The organism is Devosia faecipullorum (genome assembly GCF_015158295.1).
GTDB lineage: Bacteria > Pseudomonadota > Alphaproteobacteria > Rhizobiales > Devosiaceae > Devosia > Devosia faecipullorum.
This window is the reverse complement of sequence record NZ_JACDXV010000011.1, coordinates 1-21,871: the sequence shown is the minus strand read 5'-3', so window position 1 is coordinate 21,871 and position 21,871 is coordinate 1. Positions and strand designations below refer to the sequence as shown.

Genomic DNA, 21,871 nt, shown 5'->3' with positions numbered 1-21,871 from the left:
ATTGCCCTTTCCCATAGGCTCAATGCGCAGCAGGTTCGGCGGTTCCCATAGGCAAATGGCCGGGCCCCGGCACGCTTAACGTCCTTTTGACAAGTCGTGGTGCTTGATAGGCCGCCAATGGAGGGCCCTGGATGGGTCGGTTCGCCACTTTCTTGATTTCGGGGACGCATGGACGGCTGCGCCGGTCGCTGGTCTGGCTGGCCGTCTTCATGGTGCTGTTGGGCGGCGCCGGCTGGATCGCCGCCGAGCAGGTGTCGCAGTCCATGCGCGCCGAAATCGGCCGGAGCCTTGCCACCTATGGCACGCTGCGCAACAACATCGTCGCCATTTTCGATGCAATGGACGAAGGCCTGACGGCCGCGCCCTGCTCCGAGGCCTTTCTCGGCGAGATGCGGCGCATCGCCTTTCTGCCTCATGGCATCAGCGAATTGCTCTACATGCCCGAGGGCAGCGTGGTCTGCGCCGGCAATGAGGGCTGGCTGGAAACGCCCATGGACCTGGGCCCCCCCGATATCGCTGCCTCCGATCAATTCGGCATCGCGCTCTGGCTCGGTCGCTCGCTGGCCCCGCTGGGGCTGGACAATCTCACCGGCACCATTGCCAGGCGGGGCGATTATGGATTGGTGGCGCCGCCGCAATTCATACCCAGCGGCGACAAACCGGCTGGGTTCGAGGAGGAACTGGTCTATCGGGTCGGCCCCGATCTCTGGCGCCACCGCGCGGGAACCGAGGGCCTGCACGAGGCGGCGCTTGTCGCCCCACAACAAGCCGTACTCGGGCTTTTCCAGGGCGTAATCCATCAATATGCCTGCGATAGCGCGGAAGAGCATTGCGTGGCGGCCCGCGCGCCGCTCCTGCCTATCGCCATGCAACGGCTCGCGGCCATTGCGCTGGTTCTGGCCGTTCTCGCGGTGCTCGCGGCTTGGCTGGCCCAGCAGATCTGCGGCGTCATCGAACGGCATTGGTCGTTCGAGGCGCGGTTCCTGCGCCGTTTCGACAAAGACGCGCTGGTCTGCGTCTATCAGCCCCTGCTGAACCTGCGCAGCGGCCGCATCACCGGCTGCGAAGTGCTGGCGCGCTGGCGCGATGTCGATGGCTCCATCGTCCTGCCGGATCGTTTCCTGCCCATCGTTGAACAACACGGCCTGACCGAACGCTTCACCGCCATGGTCGCCGCCCGCACCCATAAGGATCTGGCGCGGAACCTGCCCGGCGACCTGCGGTTTCAGGTCAATTTCAATATCTTCCCACGCGATCTCGATGCGGCGCGTCTCGTGGCGATCTTCGCGCCATTGCTGGCCCCCGGCCTGCCTTTCGAGGTGGTGGTGGAATTGGTGGAAACGGCCGAAGTGGAACCCGCCACCGCGCAGATCGAGATCGAAAAACTGCGCAAGGCCGGGATCGGCGTCTATATCGACGATTTCGGCGCCGGCTATTCCTCCATGCACAATCTGGCCGTTTTGCCCATTGACGGGGTCAAGCTGGACCGCTCCTTCGCCATGGCCCCTGAACATTCCGTCATGGCGCGCATGCTCGATCACGCCATCGAACTGGTCCATGCGTCGGGCCACCCGCTGGTGGTCGAGGGCGTGGAGACCCAGCAGCGCCTCGATGCCCTCAAGGCCGGAGGCCGCGTCGATTTCGCCCAGGGCTATGGCATTTCGCGGCCATTGACCATCGAGGCTTTCGCGGCCTTTCTGGCCGAATATGAGTTCGGCCCGCATCCGACGTCGCGCCGCGCCGCCTGATCACATTTCCATTTCGAGCGAAACCGATCCGCCTGCCTGGCGTTGGGACAGCACATCCAATTCCCATGCAAGGAGGACCAAATGGCCTATGACGACGCCCGTGTGGCAAATGCCGACCTCAAGGAAACCCATGATCTCATCGCCTCCGACAAGGTGGAAGGCACCAAGGTCTTCGACGCGATGGGCGAGCATATCGGGTCCATCGAGCGCATTCTGGTCGAAAAGCGCGGCGGCAAGGTCTCCTATGCCGTCCTGAGCTTCGGAGGTTTCCTCGGCATTGGTCACGACCATTATCCGCTGCCCTGGTCCAAGCTCAATTATGACGAGAATCTTGGTGGCTATCGCGTGGACATCACCAAGGAACAGCTCGAAGGCGCACCGCGCTATGAGCGCGAGGACGACACTTACTGGACCGCCGAGAATGGCCGCCGCGTCTATGACTATTATGGCGTGACGCCTTATTGGATCTGATCCGGTCCATTCAATTTCATCACCTGATGATTGCCGGCCGATGTCCTTCGGGACATCGGCTCCATGGCGTTTGTGGCCGCACTACCCGAGTGCATGAAGGGATGGGGTCGCGGTGAATATGCCGGACGCAGTCAGTTCCATCGTCATTGCCCAGATCATTGTCGCGGCATAGGTCAGCAAATAAATCCCGACCGCCATCATGTCCCTGCGGAAGAGGAATAGGCGGTGAGCAGGCGGCCGATCCCGGCAGGCAGGTAATACCGCGACCCGCCCAGCGCGATCAGCCATGAGCCGGCAGCAGCGATGGGCAAGCCGAATAAAACAAGGACCACGCCGATCAGCATGGCCCACCAGAAACCGAAACCTCTGCGAGCCGGATGCGGCGAGACGGGTGTGGTACGGGGGCCTGCGATTGGCGCAATGGAGGCCCGACGCTTAAAAGCGGCCACAAATCCGCCCGAACCCGGCCGGATCAGGCTCCGCATCAGCAGGCGCAATAGATCCCGTAAAGCGTCGACAGCACCTGGCGAACCTCGTCTGACGCCAGCGAATACCGCACCTGCTGGGCTTCCCGCCGCGTCTTGACCAGCCCCCAGGCTCGAAGCTTGGACAGATGCTGGGAGAGCGGGGATTGCCCCAGTTCCACCCGGTTGGCCAGTTCCCCGACATTGAGTTCCTGATTGAGCAGATTGCACAGGATCAAGAGGCGCTTTGGATTGGCCATGGCCGTGAGCAGCTCGGATGCCCGTTCGGCATTCTGCGCCATTTTTTCCAAATCCATGTTGATCATATTAGAAAGCTCGTATATACGAATAAGCGAGATTACTATCGCTCTTTCGAGAGTGTTTTTCAAGGAGCTTGGAAATGACTGCCAATGTTGGTTCGGTCGATCGCCTGATCCGGCTGGTTCTCGGCCTGGTGCTGGTCGTGTTGCCGTTTACCGGGATTCTCGCCAATCCCGTGCTGTTCTGGGGCGCTCTCGTCGTCGGCGTGGTGCTGATCGCGACCGCTGCGATCCGCTTCTGCCCGCTCTATCGGCTCTTTGGTCTTTCCACCGGCAAGGCGTCGCATCGATGACTGAATTTACTCCGGTTGAGGCCCTGCTCGGCGGTGCGCTGATTGGGCTGGCTTCCGTACTTCTCATGGCCTTTCACGGCCGGATCGCCGGCATGACCGGCATTCTGTCCGGTCTTCTGCCGCCCTTCTCCCGCGATTGGGCCTGGCGTGCGGCTTTCCTTGCCGGTGCGATCGCCGCGCCTTCTCTGGTCATCGCCCTGTCCGGCTTCTCGGTGGGCTTTCAAAGCCCCGTGCCGCTCTCCTGGACCATTATCAGCGGCCTGATTGTCGGCATCGGCGTCTATTTCGGCTCCGGCTGCACCTCGGGCCATGGTGTCTGCGGCATGGCCCGGCTGTCGCCGCGCTCTATCATTGCGACCATCACCTTCATGGCCACTTCCATCGGAACGGTCTTTATCATCCGTCACGTTATCGGAGCCTTCTGATGCAGCGTATCGTGCTGGCCGGATTCATCGGTCTTATCTTCGGCACCGGCATTGCCCTGTCCGGCATGGCCAATCCGGCCAAGGTGCTCAATTTTTTCGACATTGCCGGCGCCTGGGATCCGTCCCTGCTGCTGGTCATGGGGGCGGCGCTCGTGGTCACCGCAATCGGCTATTTCTTCGTGCTGAAACGCGACAAACCCGTCCTTGAAGCAAAGTTCCACCTGCCGACCAGCCGCAAGATCGATCTGCCGCTGGTTGCTGGCTCGGCAATCTTTGGTATCGGTTGGGGGATTTCAGGTTTCTGCCCCGGCGGCGCTATTCCGGCGCTCGGGCTTGGCGAAGCGTCCGCCTGGGCCTTTGTTGGTTCGATGCTGGCGGGAATTTTCGCCGCCAGAACCTTCCGTCAAGCGTTGGAACAACGCGCGACCCAATCCGCCTGACCTTTCACGAAAGGAAACATCATGGCCAAGCTGCCATTCACGCCCGACCTTTCGGTTCATCCCGAAGTGACGGCCTTCTTCGACGAACCCACCAATACCATCTCCTATGTGGTCAAGGATCCGAATTCCAAATCCTGCGCGGTGATCGATTCGGTGATGGATATCGATTATGCGGCCGGCCGTATCACCTATGAGGGCGCTGACAGGGTCATCGCCTTCATCAAAGAAAACGGCCTCGAGGTCGAATGGCTGATCGAGACCCATGTTCACGCCGACCATCTCTCCGGCGCGCCCTATATCCAGGCCAAGACCGGCGGCAAGTTGGGCATTGGCGAGAATATCACCCTGGTGCAGGACACGTTCGGCAAGATCTTCAATGAAGGCACCGAGTTCCAGCGTGACGGCAGCCAGTTCGACCGCCTGTTCAAGGACGGCGACAGCTACATGATCGGCACCATGACGGTCCACACCATGCATACGCCGGGCCACACCCCGGCCTGCATGACCCATGTGATCGGCGATGCCGGTTTCGTTGGGGATACCCTGTTCATGCCCGATGGCGGCTCGGCCCGCGCCGACTTTCCCGGCGGCGACGCCCGCACGCTCTATCGCTCGATCCAGCGGGTATTGTCGCTGCCGCGCGAGATGCGTCTCTTTATGTGCCACGATTATGGCCCCAATGGCCGTGACATTGCCTGGGAAACCAGCGTGGGCGACGAGATCGACCACAATATCCATGTCGGCAAAGGCGCGGACGAAGATTCATTCGTCGCCATGCGTGAAGCGCGTGACGCCACCCTGGCCATGCCCAAGCTGATCGTGCCGTCCTTGCAGATCAATATGCGGGCCGGCCAGCTGCCGCCCGCCGACGAGGATGGCAAGACCTTCCTCAAAGTGCCGGTCAACGGGCTGTAACTCTCCTAGACGACAGCCCCGCTCCTCCTCTGCGACCAGGCAGCGGAGGAGCCTCCCAAGGAAATGCTTCCATGTTTTCGTTTTTCAAACCCAAAGGCAATGCAATGAATCCGCGCAAGATAGACGGCGATTTTTCGGTGACGGGGCAGATTACGCCCGAACAGGTCAAGGCTGTGTCCGAGGCGGGCTTCAAGTCCATCCTGTGCGCTCGCCCCGATCATGAAGAACCCGGCCAGCCCAGTTTTGCCGAGGTGGCTCGCGCAGCCGAAGAAGCGGGCCTGCAGATCGTGCATATTCCCGTGTCCGGCGGGATCGGGGAGGGCCAGATCATCCGCTTCCACGATGCCTGGGCGACGATGCCCAAGCCCATGCTCGGCTATTGCCGGTCGGGTGCTCGCGCCGGTAGCCTCCACGCCACCCTGAGCAAGTAAATCGCATGGGCGTCCGGCCCCGAGAGTCAAGACCTGTGCGTATTCAGAACTATTTCCCGATATTGGACTGGGGCCGACGTTATAACCGCCAGACGCTGGCCAGCGATCTCGTCGCCGCGCTCATCGTGACCATCATGTTGATCCCGCAATCGCTGGCCTATGCGCTGCTGGCGGGATTGCCGCCGGAAACCGGTCTTTACGCCTCGGTCCTGCCGCTCATCGCCTATGCGATTTTCGGCACCTCCTCGGCGCTGGCGGTCGGGCCGGTGGCGGTGATATCGCTGATGACGGCCAGCGCGGTGGGCCGCATCGCCGCCGAGGGCAGCGTTGATTATGCCAGCGCCGCTATCGTGCTGGCCATGCTGTCCGGCCTGATGCTGCTGGCCATGGGCCTGTTCCGTCTCGGCTTCGTCGCCAATTTTCTCTCCCATCCGGTGATTTCCGGCTTCATCACCGCCTCCGGCCTGATCATCGCCACCAGCCAGATCGGCGGCCTGCTCGGGATCAGGACGCAGGGCCACGCTATGCCCGAACTCCTGTCATCGATCATCGGCAATATCGGCGCCATCAATTGGTGGACCCTGGCGGTGGGCGCGGTGTCGCTGGCGCTGCTGCTCTGGATCAGGCTTGACCTTAAAAACTGGCTGGCGCGCTTCGGCGTGCCCAAGGGTCTCGCGACGATCATCGTGCGCGCCGGCCCGGTTCTGGTCGTGTTCCTGACCATGGCCTGGTCCGCGGGCATGGATCTGGGCGGGAAGGGTGTTTCCCTGGTCGGGGACGTGCCGCAGGGCCTGCCCATGCTAAGCCTGCCGGTCTTCAATCTCGATCTCATCAGCCAGCTCGCCGTGCCGGCTTTGATCATCTCCATTGTCGGCTTCGTCGAATCCATTTCGGTTGCCCAGACCCTGGCCGCTAAGCGGCGCGAGCGCATCATTCCCAATCAGGAACTGATCGGGCTGGGTGCGTCCAATATTGCTGCTGCCATTGGCGGGGGGTATCCGGTGACCGGCGGCTTTGCGCGCTCGGTGGTCAATTTCGATGCCGGTGCGGCCAGCCCGGCAGCCGGCGCTTTCACCGCCATCGGCATTGCCGGCGCAACCCTGCTGCTCACGCCCTTTCTCGCCATCCTGCCCAAGGCGACGCTGGCGGCCACCATCGTCCTCGCCGTTCTGACCCTCGTGGATTTTTCCATTCTCAAGCGGGCCTGGTCCTATTCCAAGACCGATTTCGCCGCCGTGGCCATCACCATGGCCGGAACGCTGCTCTTTGGCGTGGAGATGGGTATCGCGCTGGGTGTCGGAGCCTCGATCCTGGTTTTCCTCTATCGCTCGTCGGTGCCCCATGCCGCCATTGTCGGGCAGGTGCCGGGCACCGAGCACTATCGCAACGTCAAGCGCCACAAGGTCGAGACCGTGCCCGGCACCATCTCCATCCGCGTCGATGAGAGCCTCTATTTCGCCAATGCCCGCTATCTCGAAGACCTGGTTCTGGCCCAGATCGCCGACAATCCAGGCACCAGAGATGTCGTGCTCATGTGCTCGGCGGTGAATGCCATCGACATGTCGGCGCTTGAAAGCCTCGAAGCCATTCACCACCGCCTGGCCGATGCCGGCATCCGTCTGCACCTGTCCGAGGTGAAGGGACCGGTCATGGATAAGCTTGAAAAGACCGATTTTCTCTCCCGCCTCGCCGGCATCCATCTCAGCCAGCATCTGGCCATCACCTCGATCATTGCGGCGCAACGCGAGAGTCTGGCTCAAGGAACAACCTCACAATGACCAATATCGTCTGCTCGTCCTGCGGCGCCACCAACCGCATCGCCGAGGGCCAGGACATGGCCCGGGGCAAATGCGGCAAATGCGGAGCGGCCCTGTTTTCCGGCCATGCCGCCGATGTGCCTGCCGCCATTCTCGAAAAGCAGATCGCCAGATCCTCCATCCCGGTTCTGGTCGATGTCTGGGCGCCCTGGTGTGGACCCTGTCGTGTCATGGGGCCGCAATTCGAGGCGGCCGCGCAGGCAGCCGAGCCGGACCTGCGTTTGGTCAAGCTCAATTCTGACGAGAACCAGGATCTGGCCGGCCGGCTCGGCATTCGCGGCATTCCCACCATGATCCTGTTCAAGGACGGCAAGGAAGCCGGCCGTGTCTCCGGCGCCATGTCCAGCGCCGACATTCTCGCCTGGGCGCGGCGCACGGCCAGCTGAGCGGGTCCGCTTTAGCGAACGAACGCGCGCGGGCCCGATGGCCTTGCGCGGCCGGGGTCTTGTGGATACCGGAGTGATGCCGGGCTCCATTCTCGTCGGGCCCAAGAAACCCGCCGCACCATTTCCGAAACCGCCCAAACCCGATTTCCCCGCCGGCCATCCGGCAGAAGAGGACGACATGAACGACCAGACGACAGGCAGGCACAATATCTTCGTGCTGACGGCGGCTCAGGCGCTGGGCGGCGCCAGCGCGCCCATCGTCATCTCCCTGGGCGGGCTCGTGGGCCAGCAATTGTCCTCCGATCCGGCGCTGGTCACCCTCCCGGTCAGCCTGCTCAATCTTGGCCTCGCCCTGGGCACGCTGCCCTCGGCCTATGTGACGCGCCGCTTCGGTCGCCGTTCGGGCTATATGTTTGGCGCCGGCATCGGGGCGCTGGCGGGTCTCGTCGCTGCGCTGGGCATCTTCGCCGCGTCCTTCCTCGTCTTCTGCGCCGGCACCTTCCTCGCCGGCTTCTATGGCGCCTATGTGCAGAGTTATCGGTTCGCGGCGGCCGACGCGGCCAGCGGGCCGGATAAGGTCCGGGCTATCTCCTGGGTCATGGTGGGTGGACTGGTCGCCGCCATCATCGGACCGCAATTGGTGATCTGGACCCGCGATGCCGTGTCCGGTACGCCCTATCTGGGCAGTTTCCTCAGCCAGGCGGCGCTGGCGCTGATGGCCATTCCCGTGCTCATGTTGCTAAGGCCGAATCCAGCCGGGGCGTCGGCTGCCGATACCGATGCGCCGGCCCGTTCCCTCATGCAGATATTGCTGATGCCCCGCTATATGCTGGCGGTCGCCGCCGGCATCGTCTCCTACGGGCTTATGGCCTTCGTCATGACCGCCGCCCCCATCGCCATGGTAGGTCACGGCCATTCGGTCGATCATGCCGCACTGGGCATTCAATGGCATGTGCTGGCCATGTTCGCGCCCAGCTTCTTCACCGGCAGCCTGATGGCGCGCTTCGGCAAGGAGCGAATCACCGCCCTGGGGCTGTTGTTGATCGCCATTTCCGCCATCGTCGCGCTGATGGGGCTGGACCTCGGCCATTTCTGGATTTCGCTCGTTCTGCTCGGCATCGGCTGGAATTTCGGCTTTATTGGCGCGACAGCCATGATCACCGATTGCCACAGCCCGGCCGAGCGCGGCATGGCGCAGGGCGCCAATGACTTCATGGTCTTTGGCACAGTGGCGGCAGCCTCGTTCTTCGCGGGCGGGCTGCTGCATGCCTCGGGCTGGCAGGCCATTAACTGGCTGGTCTTCCCCGCTGTGGCGCTGATCCTCGTCCCCCTCGTCTGGCAATCCGGCCGACGCCGCTAGCGGCGCACAGGTCGGGGTTCATACTGTCGGGCGGCATCGAAACCGCCCGATCAGGCTATTTCGGTCGTCCCGTGCTCAACGGGGCGACGTGAAAAGCTGGCTGGACCTTGGCTGGCGACCGGCAAGGAATACACCTGGGCTAAGCAGAGCGGTCAGATAATGGTGCTTTGGAAAAAATGGTGCTGCCGGACAGGATTGAACTGTCGGCCTCTCCCTTACCAAGGGAGTGCTCTACCACTGAGCTACGGCAGCAAACTTTGTGGTCGGCGCGGGGTGTGACCGGCGCGGCGACGGGGGCTCCTTTGCCATAGTGCCTCCCTCGACGCAAGGCCAAAAACAGCCTATCAACCACGCTGATGGAATCATCTCGTCAAAGCGCTCATGGATAAATCGGCACAAGCGGAATTGCGCGAGCAAAGATTGGCCGCAAAGTTGCGTGAGAACCTCAGGCGCCGCAAGGATCAGGCCAGGGCGCGCGCTTCGGGGCGCGGCTCCGATTCTGCCGCGGTGGAGCCCGAAACGGACACGGACAAGAAATCGTAAACCATTTTCGGGCGAACTAGCGTCTCGGGCGGAATAGTGGAAAACCGGCATTCCGCCGCACAGATGCGCAAAACAGGGCCGCAAGGCTCACATCGTCACCCTTTTCAGAGTGCGGCTGGTCTGGCCTACGCGGCAACGAAGATCCTGCCTTGCCTCCCCAGGTAGCAGGCCCCCACGGGCCCCGTTTGAGGACTTGTCTTTATGGATCGTATTCGTTTGGTCGGCGGCAATCAGCTCAATGGCGAGATTGCCATTTCCGGAGCCAAGAATGCCGCTCTGCCGCTGATGATCTCTTCCCTGCTCACCGATGAGCCACTGGTGCTGCACAATGTGCCGCGCCTGGCCGACGTGAAGCAATTGGAACGCATTCTGGAGAATCACGGCGTCGATATCGCCGTGCATGGTCGCCGGCGCGGGGAGGATGAAGGCGTCGGCCAGCGCATGACTTTTCACGCCGCCGATATCGTCGATACCACCGCGCCCTATGATCTCGTATCCAAGATGCGCGCCAGTTTCTGGGTCATCGGCCCGCTGCTGGCCCGATGCCACGAGGCCCGGGTGTCGCTGCCGGGCGGCTGCGCCATCGGCACGCGTCCCGTCGATCTCTTTCTCTTCGGCCTGCAGGCCCTTGGCGCAGAAATCGACATCGATGAGGGCTATGTGGTGGCGCGCGCCCCCAAGGGCGGACTGGTCGGCGCAACAGTGGCTTTTTCCAAGGTTTCGGTCGGCGCGACGCACACGATCCTGATGGCAGCCACCCTGGCCAAGGGCAAAACGGTGATCGAGAACGCCGCCCAGGAACCAGAAATCACCAATGTGGCCGAATGCCTCGTCGCCATGGGCGCGAAAATTTCCGGCATCGGCACAAGGACGTTGACCATCGAGGGCGTCGAAAGGCTGCATGGCGCGACGGTGGAAGTGATTCCCGACCGGATCGAGACCGGCACCTTTGCCATGGCCGCTGCGATGACCGGCGGCGACGTGCTGCTCAAGGGTGCGCGTCCCGAGCATTTGCAGGCGGCGCTCGATATTCTCGCCCGGACGGGCACGGAGCTGATCGCTGAAGCCGATGGCCTGCGCGTGCGCCGCAATGGCAAGGGCATCCAGGCGGTGGATGTGGAAACCGATCCGTTTCCCGGCTTCCCCACCGATCTCCAGGCCCAGTTCATGGCGCTGATGACCATGAGCAATGGCACCAGCCAGATCCGCGAGACCATTTTCGAGAATCGCTACATGCACGTGGCCGAACTCGTGCGGTTCGGCGCCGATATTTCGGTCAATGGTCAGGTCGCGACCATCACCGGCAAGCCTCAGCTCAAGGGGGCGCAGGTGATGGCAACCGATTTGCGTGCCTCGGTCTCGCTGGTCATTGCCGGTCTTGCGGCGAAAGGGGAGACGGTGGTCAACCGCATCTATCACCTTGATCGCGGCTTCGAGCGGCTGGAGGACAAGCTGAGCCGCTGTGGCGCCGAGATCGAAAGACTGGCCGGCTGATCGAAGGCGGCCGGCATTAACGCCCGCCTGACACATTGCTATTTGCCATCCCGACCTTCATTCGGGGTGGCAGAGCCTCCTCGACGAAATTTCGGCCCAGGGGCATGAGCAGGACGAGAGGCACGGCACGCATTGCCCTTCCTGGCAAAAACCTTGTAGATCGGCAGCGGCGTGACCAGATAGGCTGCACCGCAGCAACAGGGCGTTTCCATGACCGATCTCAAGCTCATCGCGCTTGATAGTGAAGACCTCGAAGTGGTGTCCGCACATGTGCAGGACGCCGTTATCCGCGTGGCCGACATGGGCTATGCCAGGGGCGACAGGCGCTTTGCGCTGCTGATGAACCGTTTTGACTGGGCCGGCGCGCAGCCGCGCGCCAAGGGCCTGCGCAAGCGTGCTGCCCTGCATTTCGACGGGGTGATCAGTGCGGCCTATGCCGGGTTCGATCCTGCCGCCCCCGAGGGCGTGGTGGAATTGCTGGCCATCCATTTTGAGCCTGCTCAGGCTCCCGCCGGCATTGTCGAACTGCGCCTCGCGGGCGGCGGCACCGTCCGCCTCAATGTCGACTATCTCGAAGCGCGCCTCGCCGATCTGGGCGCCGCCTGGGCCGCCAGCGCCAGGCCTGCTCACGACCTCGAATAGAAAGCCGCCCATGCCCCTTCGCCTCGATAGCGCCGATGCCGATTTCGAAGCCCGCTTCTCCGAATTGCTGTCGAGCAAGCGCGAATCCAGCAAGGACGTCAACGACGCCGTCGCCGCCATCATTGCCGATGTGCGGGAGCGCGGTGACGTGGCTGTCGCGGAGCTGACCAATCGTTTCGACAAGGCCGATGTCTCGGAAAAGGCCCTGGCCTTTACCGCCGAAGAAATAGCCGCGGGGGCAGCGCAGGTTTCCGCTCAAGTGCGCGCGGCGCTCCAGACGGCCCATGATCGCATCAAAGCGCATCACGCGAGGCAAAAGCCGGAAGACCAGGTCTATGAGGACGCGCTTGGCGTCACTCTGGGAACACTGTGGACGCCCGTTGACGCAGTGGGCATCTATGTGCCCGGCGGGCTGGCTTCTTATCCGTCCTCGGTGCTGATGAATGCCGTCCCGGCCAAGGTGGCGGGCGTCGCGCGCATCGCCATGGTCGTGCCCACGCCCAATGGCGAGATCAATCCGGCCATTCTCGCTGCCGCCCAGATTGCCGGCGTCTCCGAAATCTACCGGATCGGCGGGGCGCAGGCCGTCGCCGCGCTCGCCTATGGCACCAGCTCGATTGCCCGGGTCGACAAGATCGTTGGGCCTGGCAATGCCTATGTGGCCACGGCGAAACGGCAGGTTTTCGGACAGGTCGGCATCGACATGATCGCCGGCCCATCCGAAGTGCTGGTCATCGCGGATCGCTCGGCCAATCCGGCCTGGGTCGCGGCCGATCTGATCGCGCAGGCCGAGCACGGGGCAGGGGCCCAGTCGATCCTCGTCACCACCGATCCCGGCCTTGCTGACGCGGTGGAAAAGGAAGTCGAGCGCCAATTGTCGCTATTGCCCAAGCAGGCAATCGCCCGCGACGGCTGGAACGAGTTCGGCGCTGTCATCGTCGTCGCTTCGCTCGATGAGGCGGCGACATTGGCCAACCGCATCGCTTCCGAACATGTCGAACTGGCCCTGGACGATCCGCAGGCTTTGCTGCCGGCCATTCGCCATGCCGGCGCGATCTTTCTCGGTCATCATACGCCCGAAGCCATTGGCGATTATGTTGGCGGCTCCAACCACGTCCTGCCCACGGCGCGCTCCGCCCGCTTCGCCTCGGGGCTCGGCGTGCTCGATTTCGTCAAGCGCACCTCGCTTCTGGGCTGTACCCCATCCGCGCTGGCGGCCCTGGCCGATGCGGCCATTACCATCGCCGGGGTGGAAGACCTCGAGGGCCACGGGCGTTCCATCGCCATCCGGTTGAACACTTGAGCATCTCGATGGGCACCGAGCCGGCGGCGAAGGGCAAGGACCGGCTCGTCACCGTCACGCTCGACCCCAATACCATCACCTCGATCAATCCCGACGAGGTGCATGAATGGCGCATCGCCATCTATGACCTGCTCGAGGACAATTCGTTCAAGCCGGCCCGCGTAAATGCCGAGGGGCCCTATGCGCTCCACGTCTCCATCGTGGGCAATTTCATCGTGCTTGACGTGCGCAATCCTGAAACCTTTCAGCCCATCGCCGCTCATTACCTGTCGCTGACGCCGTTTCGCCGCCTGATCCGCGACTATTTCCGCATCCGCGACGCCTATTACGAGGCCATCCGCTCGGCCCAGCCTTTCCAGATCGAAACGGTCGATATGGCGCGGCGCGGCATGCACAACGAGGCGGCGGAGCTTTTGCGCACCCGGCTCACCAACAAGATCATCATCGATCTCAATACGGCGCGACGGCTCTTTACCCTCATTTGCGCCGTGCAGCCCTATGCGTCTCGCATCGATGAGGCGACCAGCAAGCTGCCTACTGTGCTGTTCGTCTGCTCGATGAATTCGGTGCGCTCGCCTATGGCGGCGGCCCTGGCGCGGCAGGCGTTTCCGGGAAGGATCATTGCCCGTTCCGTCGGCGTCACTGGCGGCAAGGCCGATGCTTTCGTGCATGAGGTCATGGAGGAGATCGGCATCGATATGAGCGTGCACACGCCGCACATTCTTGACGAACTGGTCGCCAACCATTTCGACCTCGTGATCACCCTCTCCGGGGACGCTCCCGAGGCCGTGCGGCGCAAGGGGCTGGAAGCGGGCGCGATAGAGGAATGGCAGGTGGACGACCCCTCTCTGGTGGAAGGGAATCGCGACCTGGTGCTCAACGCCTATCGGGATCTGCGGGACAGCCTGCGCCAGCGCGTGCGCGCCCGCCTGGAGCCGTTGGTTTCATGAACCCGTCTGAAAATGGTGCAAATCGAGGACCGGAACGCGCCAGCGCCGAGATAAGTGTTCCGCACAATCGCTTCCGGGCGAAGGATCGCGGAGCAAGTGGTTCACAAAACAATTGAATTGAAGTAGGTTCCGCCCGATTTTGCGGCCCCGGCCAGCCGACAATGGCGCATGGGGCCTTCTCAGGAGAAAGTATGGCCAAGGAAGAAGTGCTCGAATTTCCGGGCGTGGTCACCGAACTGCTTCCCAACGCGACATTCCGCGTGAAGCTCGAAAACGATCACGAGATCATCGCCCACACGGCGGGACGTATGCGCAAGAACCGCATCCGCGTTCTCGTGGGCGACAAGGTTCTGTGCGAGATGACCCCCTACGACCTTACCAAGGGTCGCATCACCTATCGTTTCAAGTGAGACGAGACGGCCCCGAGCCAGGCGAAGGGCGCAAATTGTCCAGGAGCATGATGTAGATGGCGGGCCGTCCCGAACTGATCCTGGCTTCTGCCTCGCCGCGCCGGCTGGCGCTGCTGAATCAGATCGGCATCGAGCCCGAACATCTGGTGCCGGCCCATGTGGACGAGACGCCCGAAAAGGGCGAGTTGCCACGCAAGCTGGCGCAGCGCCTTGCCGATCTCAAGGCGATCACGGCCCAGCACAAGGCGAGCATGGCCGGTTTCGGTTCCAATTCATTGGTTCTGGCCGCCGATACTGTTGTGGCCGTCGGCCGCCGTATCCTGCCCAAGGCCGAGACCATGGAAGAGGCGAGCGATTGCCTGCGCCTGCTCTCGGGTCGCGCCCACCGCGTCTATACGGGGATGACGCTGATTACCCCCTCCGGCGCCAGGCGCCACCGGCTGGTTGAAACCCGCATCCGCTTCAAGCGCCTGTCGGCGCGCGAGATGGAAGCCTATCTCACCAGCGCCGAATGGCGCGACAAGGCGGGTGGCTATGCCATTCAGGGCATTGCCGGCGCCTTTGTGGTCAAGCTCACCGGCTCCTATTCCGGCGTTGTCGGCCTGCCGCTGCATGAAGTGACGCAGCTTCTGGCCGGCGAAGGCTATCCCGTCCATTTCAACTGGCTCAATCAATCGAGCCTTTCGGGCGTCTGATGGCCACGCAGCCCGAAAAGAAGTGCCCGATCTGCGGCAGGTCCGCCGACGAAAAGCTGCTCCCCTTCTGCTCCAGGCGCTGCGCCGATATCGATCTCAATCGCTGGCTGAGCGGCGCCTATGCCATTCCCGCCCGCGACGACGAGCCCGTCGAACCAGACGAAGACCAATAGCGCGAGCCGCTCCGACATAATCCCTTTATCCACACCGCGTTTTCGCGCTTGCGCGGCAAAAATCTCTCCCCTATAAGGCCCATGGTTCGCGGCCCACCGCCACGACCCCGATGCCCAGATAGCTCAGTTGGTAGAGCAGCGGATTGAAAATCCGCGTGTCGCTGGTTCGATTCCGGCTCTGGGCACCACTTTCCTCCTTTCCTCGTTATTAATCAGCGGCTTAGTTGCTGCTTTTGTCCCACCGTCATAGTGCGGCGGGCAAAGTGGGACTTTTTGCTCTGGCGACACATCAAATGCCTGCGCCGCCAAGACACGTTGCTGGGCCGCCTTCGTGTACCGGTCGACCTCTTTGAGCGTTGTGTGACCGGTGATGGCCATAATCTGATGGCCGCTACGGTTGCTCTCTGCCAGGCGCCGCGCGGCGGCCTTGCGAAGGCCGTGAGAGGCGCAATGCTTCAGGTCGGCTTCATCGCAGCGGTCTCGGAACCAGTTGCCAAATCCGTTGGCCGTAAACGGCCTGCCCAACTCATTGACAAGGAAGGTGTCCTTCCCAAGTGGGCTGGCGTCGATGATAGCCTGCAGCTCGGCGCGGATTGGAATCTGAAGGCTGATAGGCTTGCGATCTTTGTTCTTCTGCTGAGTGAAGTGCAGCCAGCCGTCCTGAACATGCGACGGTCCAAATAGCACGATGTCACTACGGCGTTGGCTGGTGAACAGCAGCAAGCCCAAGGCCAGCCGCGCTTTTGTGCCGATCGGGTGCCGGCGCTCGAATTGCGCGACTTCCGCATCGGTCCAACTATGGTGGCCGTCACCCTTCGCTTCGAGATACGGCACATCCTTCGCCGGGTTGCGCTCAGCAAGTTCAACGCCAGGCTGCACCGCCCAACCGAAAACCGCGCGCAGCGCTTTCACCATGCCGTTGGCAGACTCTGGCGCCGCGGATTTGAGGTCGCGCGCGCGACGAATATGGCGAGCCTCAAGCATCTTGTACGGCTTTGCGCCGTCAGCCTTAAGCACGTGGCCGAGGATCAGCTTGCGTACATGCTGAGTCCTAGAATTGAGCCCTTTGAACTCCGCCGACTCGTAGTACCGCTCGCAAAGCCAAGTCAGGCTTTCGGGATTGATTGGTGGCCGCGGTGCCCGCTTCGGCGCGATCTCTCCATTAACCGCTTGGCGGTACTCCAGCAGGAATGCGTCGGTGCCCGGTTTTTCCATGAGCCGAACCTTCGGCTGGCCGGGCTTGCGGAAATAGACCCGCACATTGCCGTGGCGGTCGGTGTCCTCGACCACATGTTTCAGGCGGATATCGCCGGAGCCATCCGTGAGTCTAAACCGCGCCAAATGCGTCATCCCAAGGGTTTGATCCGCCCTTAACCGGCAGAGCTTCAAATGCGACGTCAAGCTGCAGCCTGTCCCAGATGGTCCGACTGTTGACCTGCCGAGGCAGTGGTGCGCGGCCGTCCTTTACCAGCTCATCAAAGAGGGCCGGCGATACGCCGAAATAAGCAGACGCTTCGCGCCTGTTCAATCCTCGTGGCGCCACGCCATATGGCAGGGCAGAAACGCGGATCGTGTCCGCGGCAGGGGCATTGTCATTTGCGGGCTTCATGGCTTCTCCTTCTGCTGTGGTGGAAAGGGAAAGGCGCCCGCCGCGTTTTTATGTCGGTGGTGGACCCCGTTAGGGCGACCGCGACGGGCATCCGGTTGGTGGCCGGAATGGGGTGAGTGGGGCTATGCCGGCTTGTTGTAAAAAGCCGCCAAGGCCGCATCGATCTCGTCGACCGCCTGTTGAATCGCGTAGGCTGTTAGTTCGCGACCATCCTCTTCCAGGCAAAAATGGTCTGCGATGCAGATGGCGCGCTTGGCATCGTTCAGTCGCGTTTCCAGCGTCATAAGGTCGATGCGGTCCCGTAGAGGCGGCAACTTGGTTCTATCTGCGACGATTGTTGCGTGGGCATTCATGGTGTGGCCTCCTGTTGCTACCACGTGGCGATTTCGCTACAGTGTCGATTTTATCGGTTAAATTCGCTACGTCAATGCGAAATCGCTACATGGGTGCGAAAATGTCTCCTGCTCAATGTCGAATGGCCCGCGCTGCTCTTGGATTGGGGGTTCGTGAACTAGCGGCGCTAGCCGACGTATCTACCAATACGATCACCCGCTTCGAAAAGTCCGACGCACCTGACGCGCCGACGGTCTCGTTGATAAAAGACCGCACTATCAAGGCCATGAAGGACGCACTAACTTTGGCTGGCGTGCATTTCGTTGATGTCGGCGAGGCGGCACCTGGACCAGGCGTCACGCTCACGCAGAACCGAAGTTAACTAAAAAACAAGCGATGCACGGTAGCGAGGCCGCACCACACCGCATGTTGATTCACCAGCAACTGCAAACCACCACAGAGGAGAAACATGGCCATGATTTTTTCTCTAAGGAGGCTTGTTCTTGCCTGGACTACAAAAGAAGCGCGGCGTCCCGCCAAAGCGCATCGTTGAGCACCCAAAAGCTCAATACGAACTAGACCACGACTCTGACGAATTCCCAGACGCACTGCGCTCCCAAATGCTTCGGCATGGGGATAGCGTCGGCCATCTCACTAAAGCGCTGGCGCATTTCGGCCACGTTATAGATGTGAAGGCGATAAAGGCGTGGGTTGAGGGACGAAAAGTCCCGACCGCCGCCAACAGCTTCGCCGTTCTCGCCGCAATAGAGCATCGCTACCAGCTGCCAGACAGATATCTCCAGGACAGGCTGGGGCCAAGCAATCGCGCGCACCGAAAAACTCGCGCGGACCACATCACGCCGGCCGAGCAGCGCCGCTTGGCCTGGCATCTTCCAGATGACTTTGACACCCGCCCTAAATCCGAACAGGAAGAGATATTAGCGTGGGTGCGTAGCACGTTCGTTTCAGGCGCTACTGAATATCGGCGTTTTCAGGCTCAAGCGATGAAAGAGCCGTATTCCCTAGCGCTGGACGGAGCTAAGAAACGCGGCAAGAGGGCAGCGCCTTCGTCCTTGATCGAAGAAATGTCCGATCTACTTCGGTTTAAAACTTCGGTGCTGAGTGCAGCAGGTCAGAAGCGTAATGGCAGGTGGGCGAAGGCCACCGCCGATCAGAAGGTTGAGCATCTCGGACTGCTGTTCGGTGCCCTCAGTGCTGACCCAGATGGCCCAAATCAGGGCGCTGGCGTGCCTGTAAATGAGCTTTCGTTTGCAATGCTGGCCGTCCCAAAGGTCTGGGACTGGTACATCCAGTGGCGCGAACAGCGCCGGGGCTTCCTAACCGCGTGGGAAGTCGACATGCTCAACGTCGTTAAATCTCTCGTCAGAGAAGAAACTGGTTGGTTGCGCCATCGGCCTCAACTGGGCGCCCGGCTTCGAGTGATCCCAAATCTCGTCGATGAAGCAGACATCGCACACGCTTCTGCCGATTGGTCCGGTTTCTGCGAAGCGATGCATGATCAAGCCGCGGTTCGGATCGAAGAGATAAAATCAGTGGCAGAAGTTCACCGTGACCCCTTTGAGGCCATCCTTCCGATCCTCGAGTCGGATAGCCCGCTCTCCGAATACATAAAGATCACTGACGAGATTGTTCGACACATGCCGGACAGCAAGCGACATCCTAAACCAGCGGCCGAGAGCCTGCGATCTTTGCTAATGATCCGTATCGGCCTGCACACTGGCTTTCGGCAGAAAAACCTACGTGAGCTTCTCTTGTGTCCGCCGGGAAGAATGCCGACTCCCGAACGACGGCTGTCTCAAATCAAGCGAGGAGAAATTCGATGGCGGCCCCGCGAGGCCGCATGGGAGATATTCGTACCGGAGTCTGCGTTCAAAAACGCCGGCTCCACCTATTTCTCATCCAACCCATATTGTGTTCCGCTACCAGACGTAGCTGGCCTATACGACTGCATCGACGAGTATGTGCAGAAGAGCCGGCGCTTGCTGTTGGCCGGGGCGGACGACCCTGGAACGTTCTTCGTGAAGTCCGTCAAAAGCAATAGCACTTCGGCCGAATATGATGATCAGGCCTTTTATGTAGCTTGGCGGTTGATCATCAGTCGCTATGGGATTTTCAATCCTTACACTGGTAACGGCGCTATCTCCGGTTTGCTGCCTCATGGGCCGCATAACATCCGCGATGTTCTGGCTACCGAAGTGCTGAAGCGCACGGGCTCATTCGAGAAGGCCAGCTACGCGATCCAGGACACGGTTGCAGTGGTTGCCAAGCATTATGGGCGGTTCCTCCCGAAGGACAAGGCTGCGCTGGCAGCCGAAATATTGAACGAGGTGTGGAAGCAAGGCCGAGCGGCATAGCCCCCATGTGACGCCAATCTCGAACATAGCAACACTTATTTAGAACCCTGCAACGCGGATGCGTAATTCTAGATAAGTGTTGCACTGTTCTAGATATTCGCCACAGAGTGATGGAGTAACGGGGGTGTTCGGCGGGTTATTGTGGACGATTTTTAGCAGGCGTTGACGAATCGAACGCACGCCATGTAGCTATGCATTATGGACATAGCCCCTATGCCGTTTACGAACCTTGGAGGAGGGAGTTCGGAGCGGGAGCTGCAAATGGCTAATATGGCCGGTCATGCTGACAACGTTGGCGTGATACGGATTGCTGGCAATGCCGCCGCCTATTGCACATTTATGGGCCAAAGAGAAAAGGGCGAGCCTTCGGCTCGCCCTTTGCACATTCTGACCATGTGTAAACCAAGGAATGCTTGGTCGGGTCAAACTGTGTGGGATGGATTGCTCCACCTCCTGAACAAAGGCGAGCATAGGCCTCTCTCACTGTTTGGCAAGCACTCCAATGTCACAGTTGATGAAGGATTATGCCGATGGCATCCATCAAAGACCTGACGCCGCAGGACATCGGCGAGATCAAATACCTCTTGGCTAGCGGAGAACTGCAGCACCGTATTGCTGCTAAGTTCGACATTAACGCAGGCCGGATTTCCGAAATCCACACCGGAAAACGCTTCGCGCACATCCTGCCGGCCCACTCGGCCGCTCCTGCAACCGAGCATTGAGGACCGGTAACATGGCATCCTATTATGTGAATCAGAACGCGCAGGCGAACGGGGATCACGAGGTGCACGTCGACGGCTGCACCTACATGCCGACCTACAAAACATACCTCGGCGAGTATTCAACTTGTGCGCCGGCGGTGTCGAAGGCCAAGCTGACATATCCACGTGCAAACGGTTGCTACTGGTGTTGCCGGGCTTGCCATACCTCATAGATGAAAAAGGGCGGCCCGTGAGCCGCCCTTCTCCTTATGCGTGCCTCCCGAAGCGGCCGACCACTTCGACTGAATATGTGGATGAATAATTGGTGGGGTCGGAATAGACGGGGGCGTCAGATCCGTCCCAGCGGTGCATGGTGTAGGGAACCGATATCCAGCTTTCGCTGATTGAGGTGCCTGAGGTCTGTTTTTTAGATGGTCCCAGCGCAGTGGGCGCCCATACCAGTTGGCCTACACTGCCAGCACCGAGCCAGGCGTTCCCGCCGCCGCGCTGCGCGCCGGGCGTATTGTCGCCTGGGCTGTTATTGCCCCACGTCCTGAAGCCGCCGCACTGACCGGAAACAGACTGGTCGAGATAGGCCACCAGTTTTCCTGCAGGCCCTTCACGGCCGGGTGTCCCGTCCGCGACATAGATCGAGAGAGCGCGAGCAAACCCGACGCCCTCTTCCAGCACCATGGACCCGTTCACCGGCACCCAAAGTCCGACATAGGGCGGAGCTGAGAGCGGCTCACCCGACCAGCTATGTGTAGGGCTTGCGTTCGGGTTAGCCGCGCTTGGCCAATGAACATGTTGGCGCCAGGCGGCGCATCGCCGAGCACTATAATGTTGGTCCACTTTTGCGGGCGCGCACCAACGGCGGCCGCACCCAGAACATGGTAGCCGTAGCGGTTTGGGGCTTCGGGATGCGGTAAGGTCCAACGAGACTCCCAATACCAAAACCCAATCTTGCCTTTAAGCGCGTCAGGAAAGCCAGCGGTGAAGGTGTAGGTACTTGCCGAAGGCAGGAAATTGACGAGACGGCCGGCAGCCGTGTTGAACACTTCTCGCGTGCCATTCCAGATGCGCAGGCCAGCGGCTCCGAGTGAATAGCCGTTGCTCATGCTCTACTCCTCAAAAAAAGCCCGGCTCAACGGCCGGGCGTGTGTGTGGATTAGGGTTGGATGAGCTTCCCCACCACATCCGGCCAACGGTGCACCTGCCGCGTCTCGACCCCGTTGGCGGTGACCACGGTGTGGTCGGCGTGGCCACCGATCCAAGACGTCACCGGTCCGCCGCGTGTCGGCGCTTGGAGCTTCCCGCGCATTATATCGAGCAGCTTGACGCCGCTTTCTGAGATGCTGTCATAGAACTTGAAGTTCGCTTCGACCATCTCATCAAACGTGACGCCGGGGCCAGCATTGTCGCCGTCATATACGGGCAATAACTCAGGGCTGTCCGTCGTCAGATCATTTGGCGCAGTTTGGGTCTTGGATTAGCGGAGTATCGGCCTCGTCTTTGGGTTGATGTTATGCGGCGAGCTTGCGGTGCTGCAAGCGCCGATGCTGGATGGTTTGTC

At 61.2% G+C, this 21,871-nt stretch carries 26 protein-coding genes, 2 tRNA genes and 1 pseudogene; 21 read left to right on the top strand and 8 right to left on the bottom strand.

The window, feature by feature from the left end; genetic code table 11:
- Positions 1-131 precede the first annotated feature (131 nt).
- Together H0482_RS16005 and H0482_RS16000 are read left to right on the top strand one after the other, a co-directional pair.
- Positions 132-1,748, top strand: a complete 1,617-nt coding sequence (locus H0482_RS16005) for an EAL domain-containing protein (RefSeq protein WP_193731053.1) — start codon at positions 132-134, stop codon at positions 1,746-1,748.
- An 81-nt stretch (positions 1,749-1,829) separates the two neighbouring features.
- Complete coding sequence (locus H0482_RS16000; protein ID WP_193731052.1) at positions 1,830-2,219, top strand: PRC-barrel domain-containing protein; 390 nt, start codon at positions 1,830-1,832, stop codon at positions 2,217-2,219.
- A 197-nt stretch (positions 2,220-2,416) separates the two neighbouring features.
- On the opposite strand, the gene H0482_RS15995 is transcribed toward H0482_RS16000, so the two are convergent.
- On the bottom strand, positions 2,417-2,563 hold the full coding sequence (locus H0482_RS15995; RefSeq protein WP_193731051.1) for a hypothetical protein: 147 nt from the start codon (positions 2,561-2,563) through the stop codon (positions 2,417-2,419).
- Positions 2,564-2,703: 140 nt separating this feature from the next.
- Positions 2,704-2,985 carry an ArsR/SmtB family transcription factor gene (locus H0482_RS15990; protein WP_230989698.1) on the bottom strand — a complete coding sequence of 94 codons (282 nt, stop codon included), beginning with the start codon at positions 2,983-2,985 and terminating at the stop codon, positions 2,704-2,706.
- A gap of 98 nt (positions 2,986-3,083) precedes the next feature.
- Between H0482_RS15990 and H0482_RS15985 the strand changes: the two genes are divergently transcribed.
- The 8 genes from H0482_RS15985 to H0482_RS15950 all read left to right on the top strand — a co-directional run bounded on the left by H0482_RS15985 (position 3,084) and on the right by H0482_RS15950 (position 9,070).
- Positions 3,084-3,296: a YgaP family membrane protein gene (locus H0482_RS15985; protein WP_193731049.1), complete on the top strand. Its 213-nt coding sequence runs from the start codon at positions 3,084-3,086 to the stop codon at positions 3,294-3,296.
- Positions 3,293-3,721 carry a YeeE/YedE family protein gene (locus H0482_RS15980; protein WP_193731048.1) on the top strand — a complete coding sequence of 143 codons (429 nt, stop codon included), beginning with the start codon at positions 3,293-3,295 and terminating at the stop codon, positions 3,719-3,721. The genes H0482_RS15985 and H0482_RS15980 overlap by 4 nt, the downstream gene beginning before the upstream one ends.
- Positions 3,721-4,161: a YeeE/YedE family protein gene (locus H0482_RS15975; protein ID WP_193731047.1), complete on the top strand. Its 441-nt coding sequence runs from the start codon at positions 3,721-3,723 to the stop codon at positions 4,159-4,161. Before H0482_RS15980 ends, H0482_RS15975 begins: the two co-directional genes overlap by 1 nt.
- Positions 4,162-4,182: 21 nt before the next feature.
- Positions 4,183-5,076 carry an MBL fold metallo-hydrolase gene (locus H0482_RS15970; protein WP_193731046.1) on the top strand — a complete coding sequence of 298 codons (894 nt, stop codon included), beginning with the start codon at positions 4,183-4,185 and terminating at the stop codon, positions 5,074-5,076.
- A 71-nt stretch (positions 5,077-5,147) separates the two neighbouring features.
- Positions 5,148-5,507: a TIGR01244 family sulfur transferase gene (locus H0482_RS15965; RefSeq protein WP_230989697.1), complete on the top strand. Its 360-nt coding sequence runs from the start codon at positions 5,148-5,150 to the stop codon at positions 5,505-5,507.
- Between the two features lie 5 nt (positions 5,508-5,512).
- A complete protein-coding gene (locus H0482_RS15960) occupies positions 5,513-7,285 on the top strand; it encodes a SulP family inorganic anion transporter (protein WP_193731045.1) in 1,773 nt (590 codons plus the stop codon).
- Entirely contained in the window at positions 7,282-7,710 is a 429-nt protein-coding gene (gene trxC / locus H0482_RS15955; RefSeq protein ID WP_193731044.1) for a thioredoxin TrxC, read from the top strand. Before H0482_RS15960 ends, trxC begins: the two co-directional genes overlap by 4 nt.
- Positions 7,711-7,888: 178 nt before the next feature.
- On the top strand, positions 7,889-9,070 hold the full coding sequence (locus H0482_RS15950) for an MFS transporter (protein ID WP_193731043.1): 1,182 nt from the start codon (positions 7,889-7,891) through the stop codon (positions 9,068-9,070).
- A 177-nt stretch (positions 9,071-9,247) separates the two neighbouring features.
- Here H0482_RS15950 and H0482_RS15945 read toward each other — a convergent pair.
- Positions 9,248-9,322, bottom strand: a tRNA-Thr gene (locus H0482_RS15945).
- A 492-nt stretch (positions 9,323-9,814) separates the two neighbouring features.
- Here H0482_RS15945 and murA point away from each other — a divergent pair.
- The 8 genes from murA (at position 9,815) to H0482_RS15905 (ending at position 15,468) form a co-directional block, all read left to right on the top strand.
- Positions 9,815-11,107 (top strand): UDP-N-acetylglucosamine 1-carboxyvinyltransferase, encoded by a 1,293-nt coding sequence (gene murA, locus H0482_RS15940; RefSeq protein ID WP_193731042.1) that lies wholly within the window; start codon positions 9,815-9,817, stop codon positions 11,105-11,107.
- 210 nt (positions 11,108-11,317) lie between these two features.
- The gene (locus H0482_RS15935; RefSeq protein WP_193731041.1) at positions 11,318-11,749 is read left to right on the top strand and encodes a DUF2948 family protein; all 432 of its coding nucleotides are present in this window, start codon (positions 11,318-11,320) and stop codon (positions 11,747-11,749) included.
- Between the two features lie 10 nt (positions 11,750-11,759).
- The gene (gene hisD / locus H0482_RS15930; RefSeq protein WP_193731040.1) at positions 11,760-13,052 is read left to right on the top strand and encodes a histidinol dehydrogenase; all 1,293 of its coding nucleotides are present in this window, start codon (positions 11,760-11,762) and stop codon (positions 13,050-13,052) included.
- Between the two features lie 8 nt (positions 13,053-13,060).
- A complete protein-coding gene (locus H0482_RS16995; RefSeq protein ID WP_193731039.1) occupies positions 13,061-14,002 on the top strand; it encodes a UPF0262 family protein in 942 nt (313 codons plus the stop codon).
- A gap of 191 nt (positions 14,003-14,193) precedes the next feature.
- Positions 14,194-14,412, top strand: coding sequence for a translation initiation factor IF-1 (gene infA, locus H0482_RS15920; protein ID WP_193731038.1), 219 nt, complete (start codon positions 14,194-14,196; stop codon positions 14,410-14,412).
- Positions 14,413-14,468: 56 nt separating this feature from the next.
- Positions 14,469-15,107 (top strand): Maf-like protein, encoded by a 639-nt coding sequence (locus tag H0482_RS15915; RefSeq protein WP_193731037.1) that lies wholly within the window; start codon positions 14,469-14,471, stop codon positions 15,105-15,107.
- Complete coding sequence (gene yacG / locus H0482_RS15910) at positions 15,107-15,280, top strand: DNA gyrase inhibitor YacG (RefSeq protein WP_193731036.1); 174 nt, start codon at positions 15,107-15,109, stop codon at positions 15,278-15,280. Before H0482_RS15915 ends, yacG begins: the two co-directional genes overlap by 1 nt.
- Positions 15,281-15,392: 112 nt before the next feature.
- Positions 15,393-15,468: transfer RNA gene (locus tag H0482_RS15905), tRNA-Phe, on the top strand.
- A 187-nt stretch (positions 15,469-15,655) separates the two neighbouring features.
- Here H0482_RS15905 and H0482_RS16710 read toward each other — a convergent pair.
- A pseudogene (locus tag H0482_RS16710) lies at positions 15,656-16,003 on the bottom strand (tyrosine-type recombinase/integrase); the annotation flags it as partial.
- Between H0482_RS16710 and H0482_RS16705 the strand changes: the two are divergent.
- Positions 15,983-16,654 (top strand): hypothetical protein, encoded by a 672-nt coding sequence (locus tag H0482_RS16705; protein WP_230989696.1) that lies wholly within the window; start codon positions 15,983-15,985, stop codon positions 16,652-16,654. The pseudogene H0482_RS16710 and the gene H0482_RS16705 sit on opposite strands and share 21 nt — an antisense overlap.
- 357 nt (positions 16,655-17,011) lie before the next feature.
- On the opposite strand, the gene H0482_RS15895 is transcribed toward H0482_RS16705, so the two are convergent.
- Positions 17,012-17,242: a hypothetical protein gene (locus H0482_RS15895; protein ID WP_193731035.1), complete on the bottom strand. Its 231-nt coding sequence runs from the start codon at positions 17,240-17,242 to the stop codon at positions 17,012-17,014.
- 483 nt (positions 17,243-17,725) lie between these two features.
- Here H0482_RS15895 and H0482_RS15890 point away from each other — a divergent pair, with 483 nt between their 5' ends.
- Both H0482_RS15890 and H0482_RS15885 read left to right on the top strand, forming a co-directional pair.
- Positions 17,726-19,597 carry a hypothetical protein gene (locus H0482_RS15890; protein WP_210319214.1) on the top strand — a complete coding sequence of 624 codons (1,872 nt, stop codon included), beginning with the start codon at positions 17,726-17,728 and terminating at the stop codon, positions 19,595-19,597.
- 530 nt (positions 19,598-20,127) lie between these two features.
- On the top strand, positions 20,128-20,319 hold the full coding sequence (locus H0482_RS15885; protein WP_193731034.1) for a hypothetical protein: 192 nt from the start codon (positions 20,128-20,130) through the stop codon (positions 20,317-20,319).
- A 246-nt stretch (positions 20,320-20,565) separates the two neighbouring features.
- Here the strand turns inward: H0482_RS15885 and H0482_RS15880 are convergent, their stop codons facing one another.
- Genes H0482_RS15880 through H0482_RS15870 form a run of 3 tightly spaced genes read right to left on the bottom strand, consistent with a single transcriptional unit; the run spans position 20,566 to position 21,736 of the window.
- Positions 20,566-20,991, bottom strand: a complete 426-nt coding sequence (locus H0482_RS15880; protein WP_193731033.1) for a hypothetical protein — start codon at positions 20,989-20,991, stop codon at positions 20,566-20,568.
- A gap of 8 nt (positions 20,992-20,999) precedes the next feature.
- The gene (locus tag H0482_RS15875; RefSeq protein WP_193731032.1) at positions 21,000-21,416 is read right to left on the bottom strand and encodes a hypothetical protein; all 417 of its coding nucleotides are present in this window, start codon (positions 21,414-21,416) and stop codon (positions 21,000-21,002) included.
- Positions 21,417-21,466: 50 nt separating this feature from the next.
- Entirely contained in the window at positions 21,467-21,736 is a 270-nt protein-coding gene (locus H0482_RS15870) for a hypothetical protein (RefSeq protein ID WP_193731031.1), read from the bottom strand.
- Positions 21,737-21,871 lie beyond the last annotated feature (135 nt).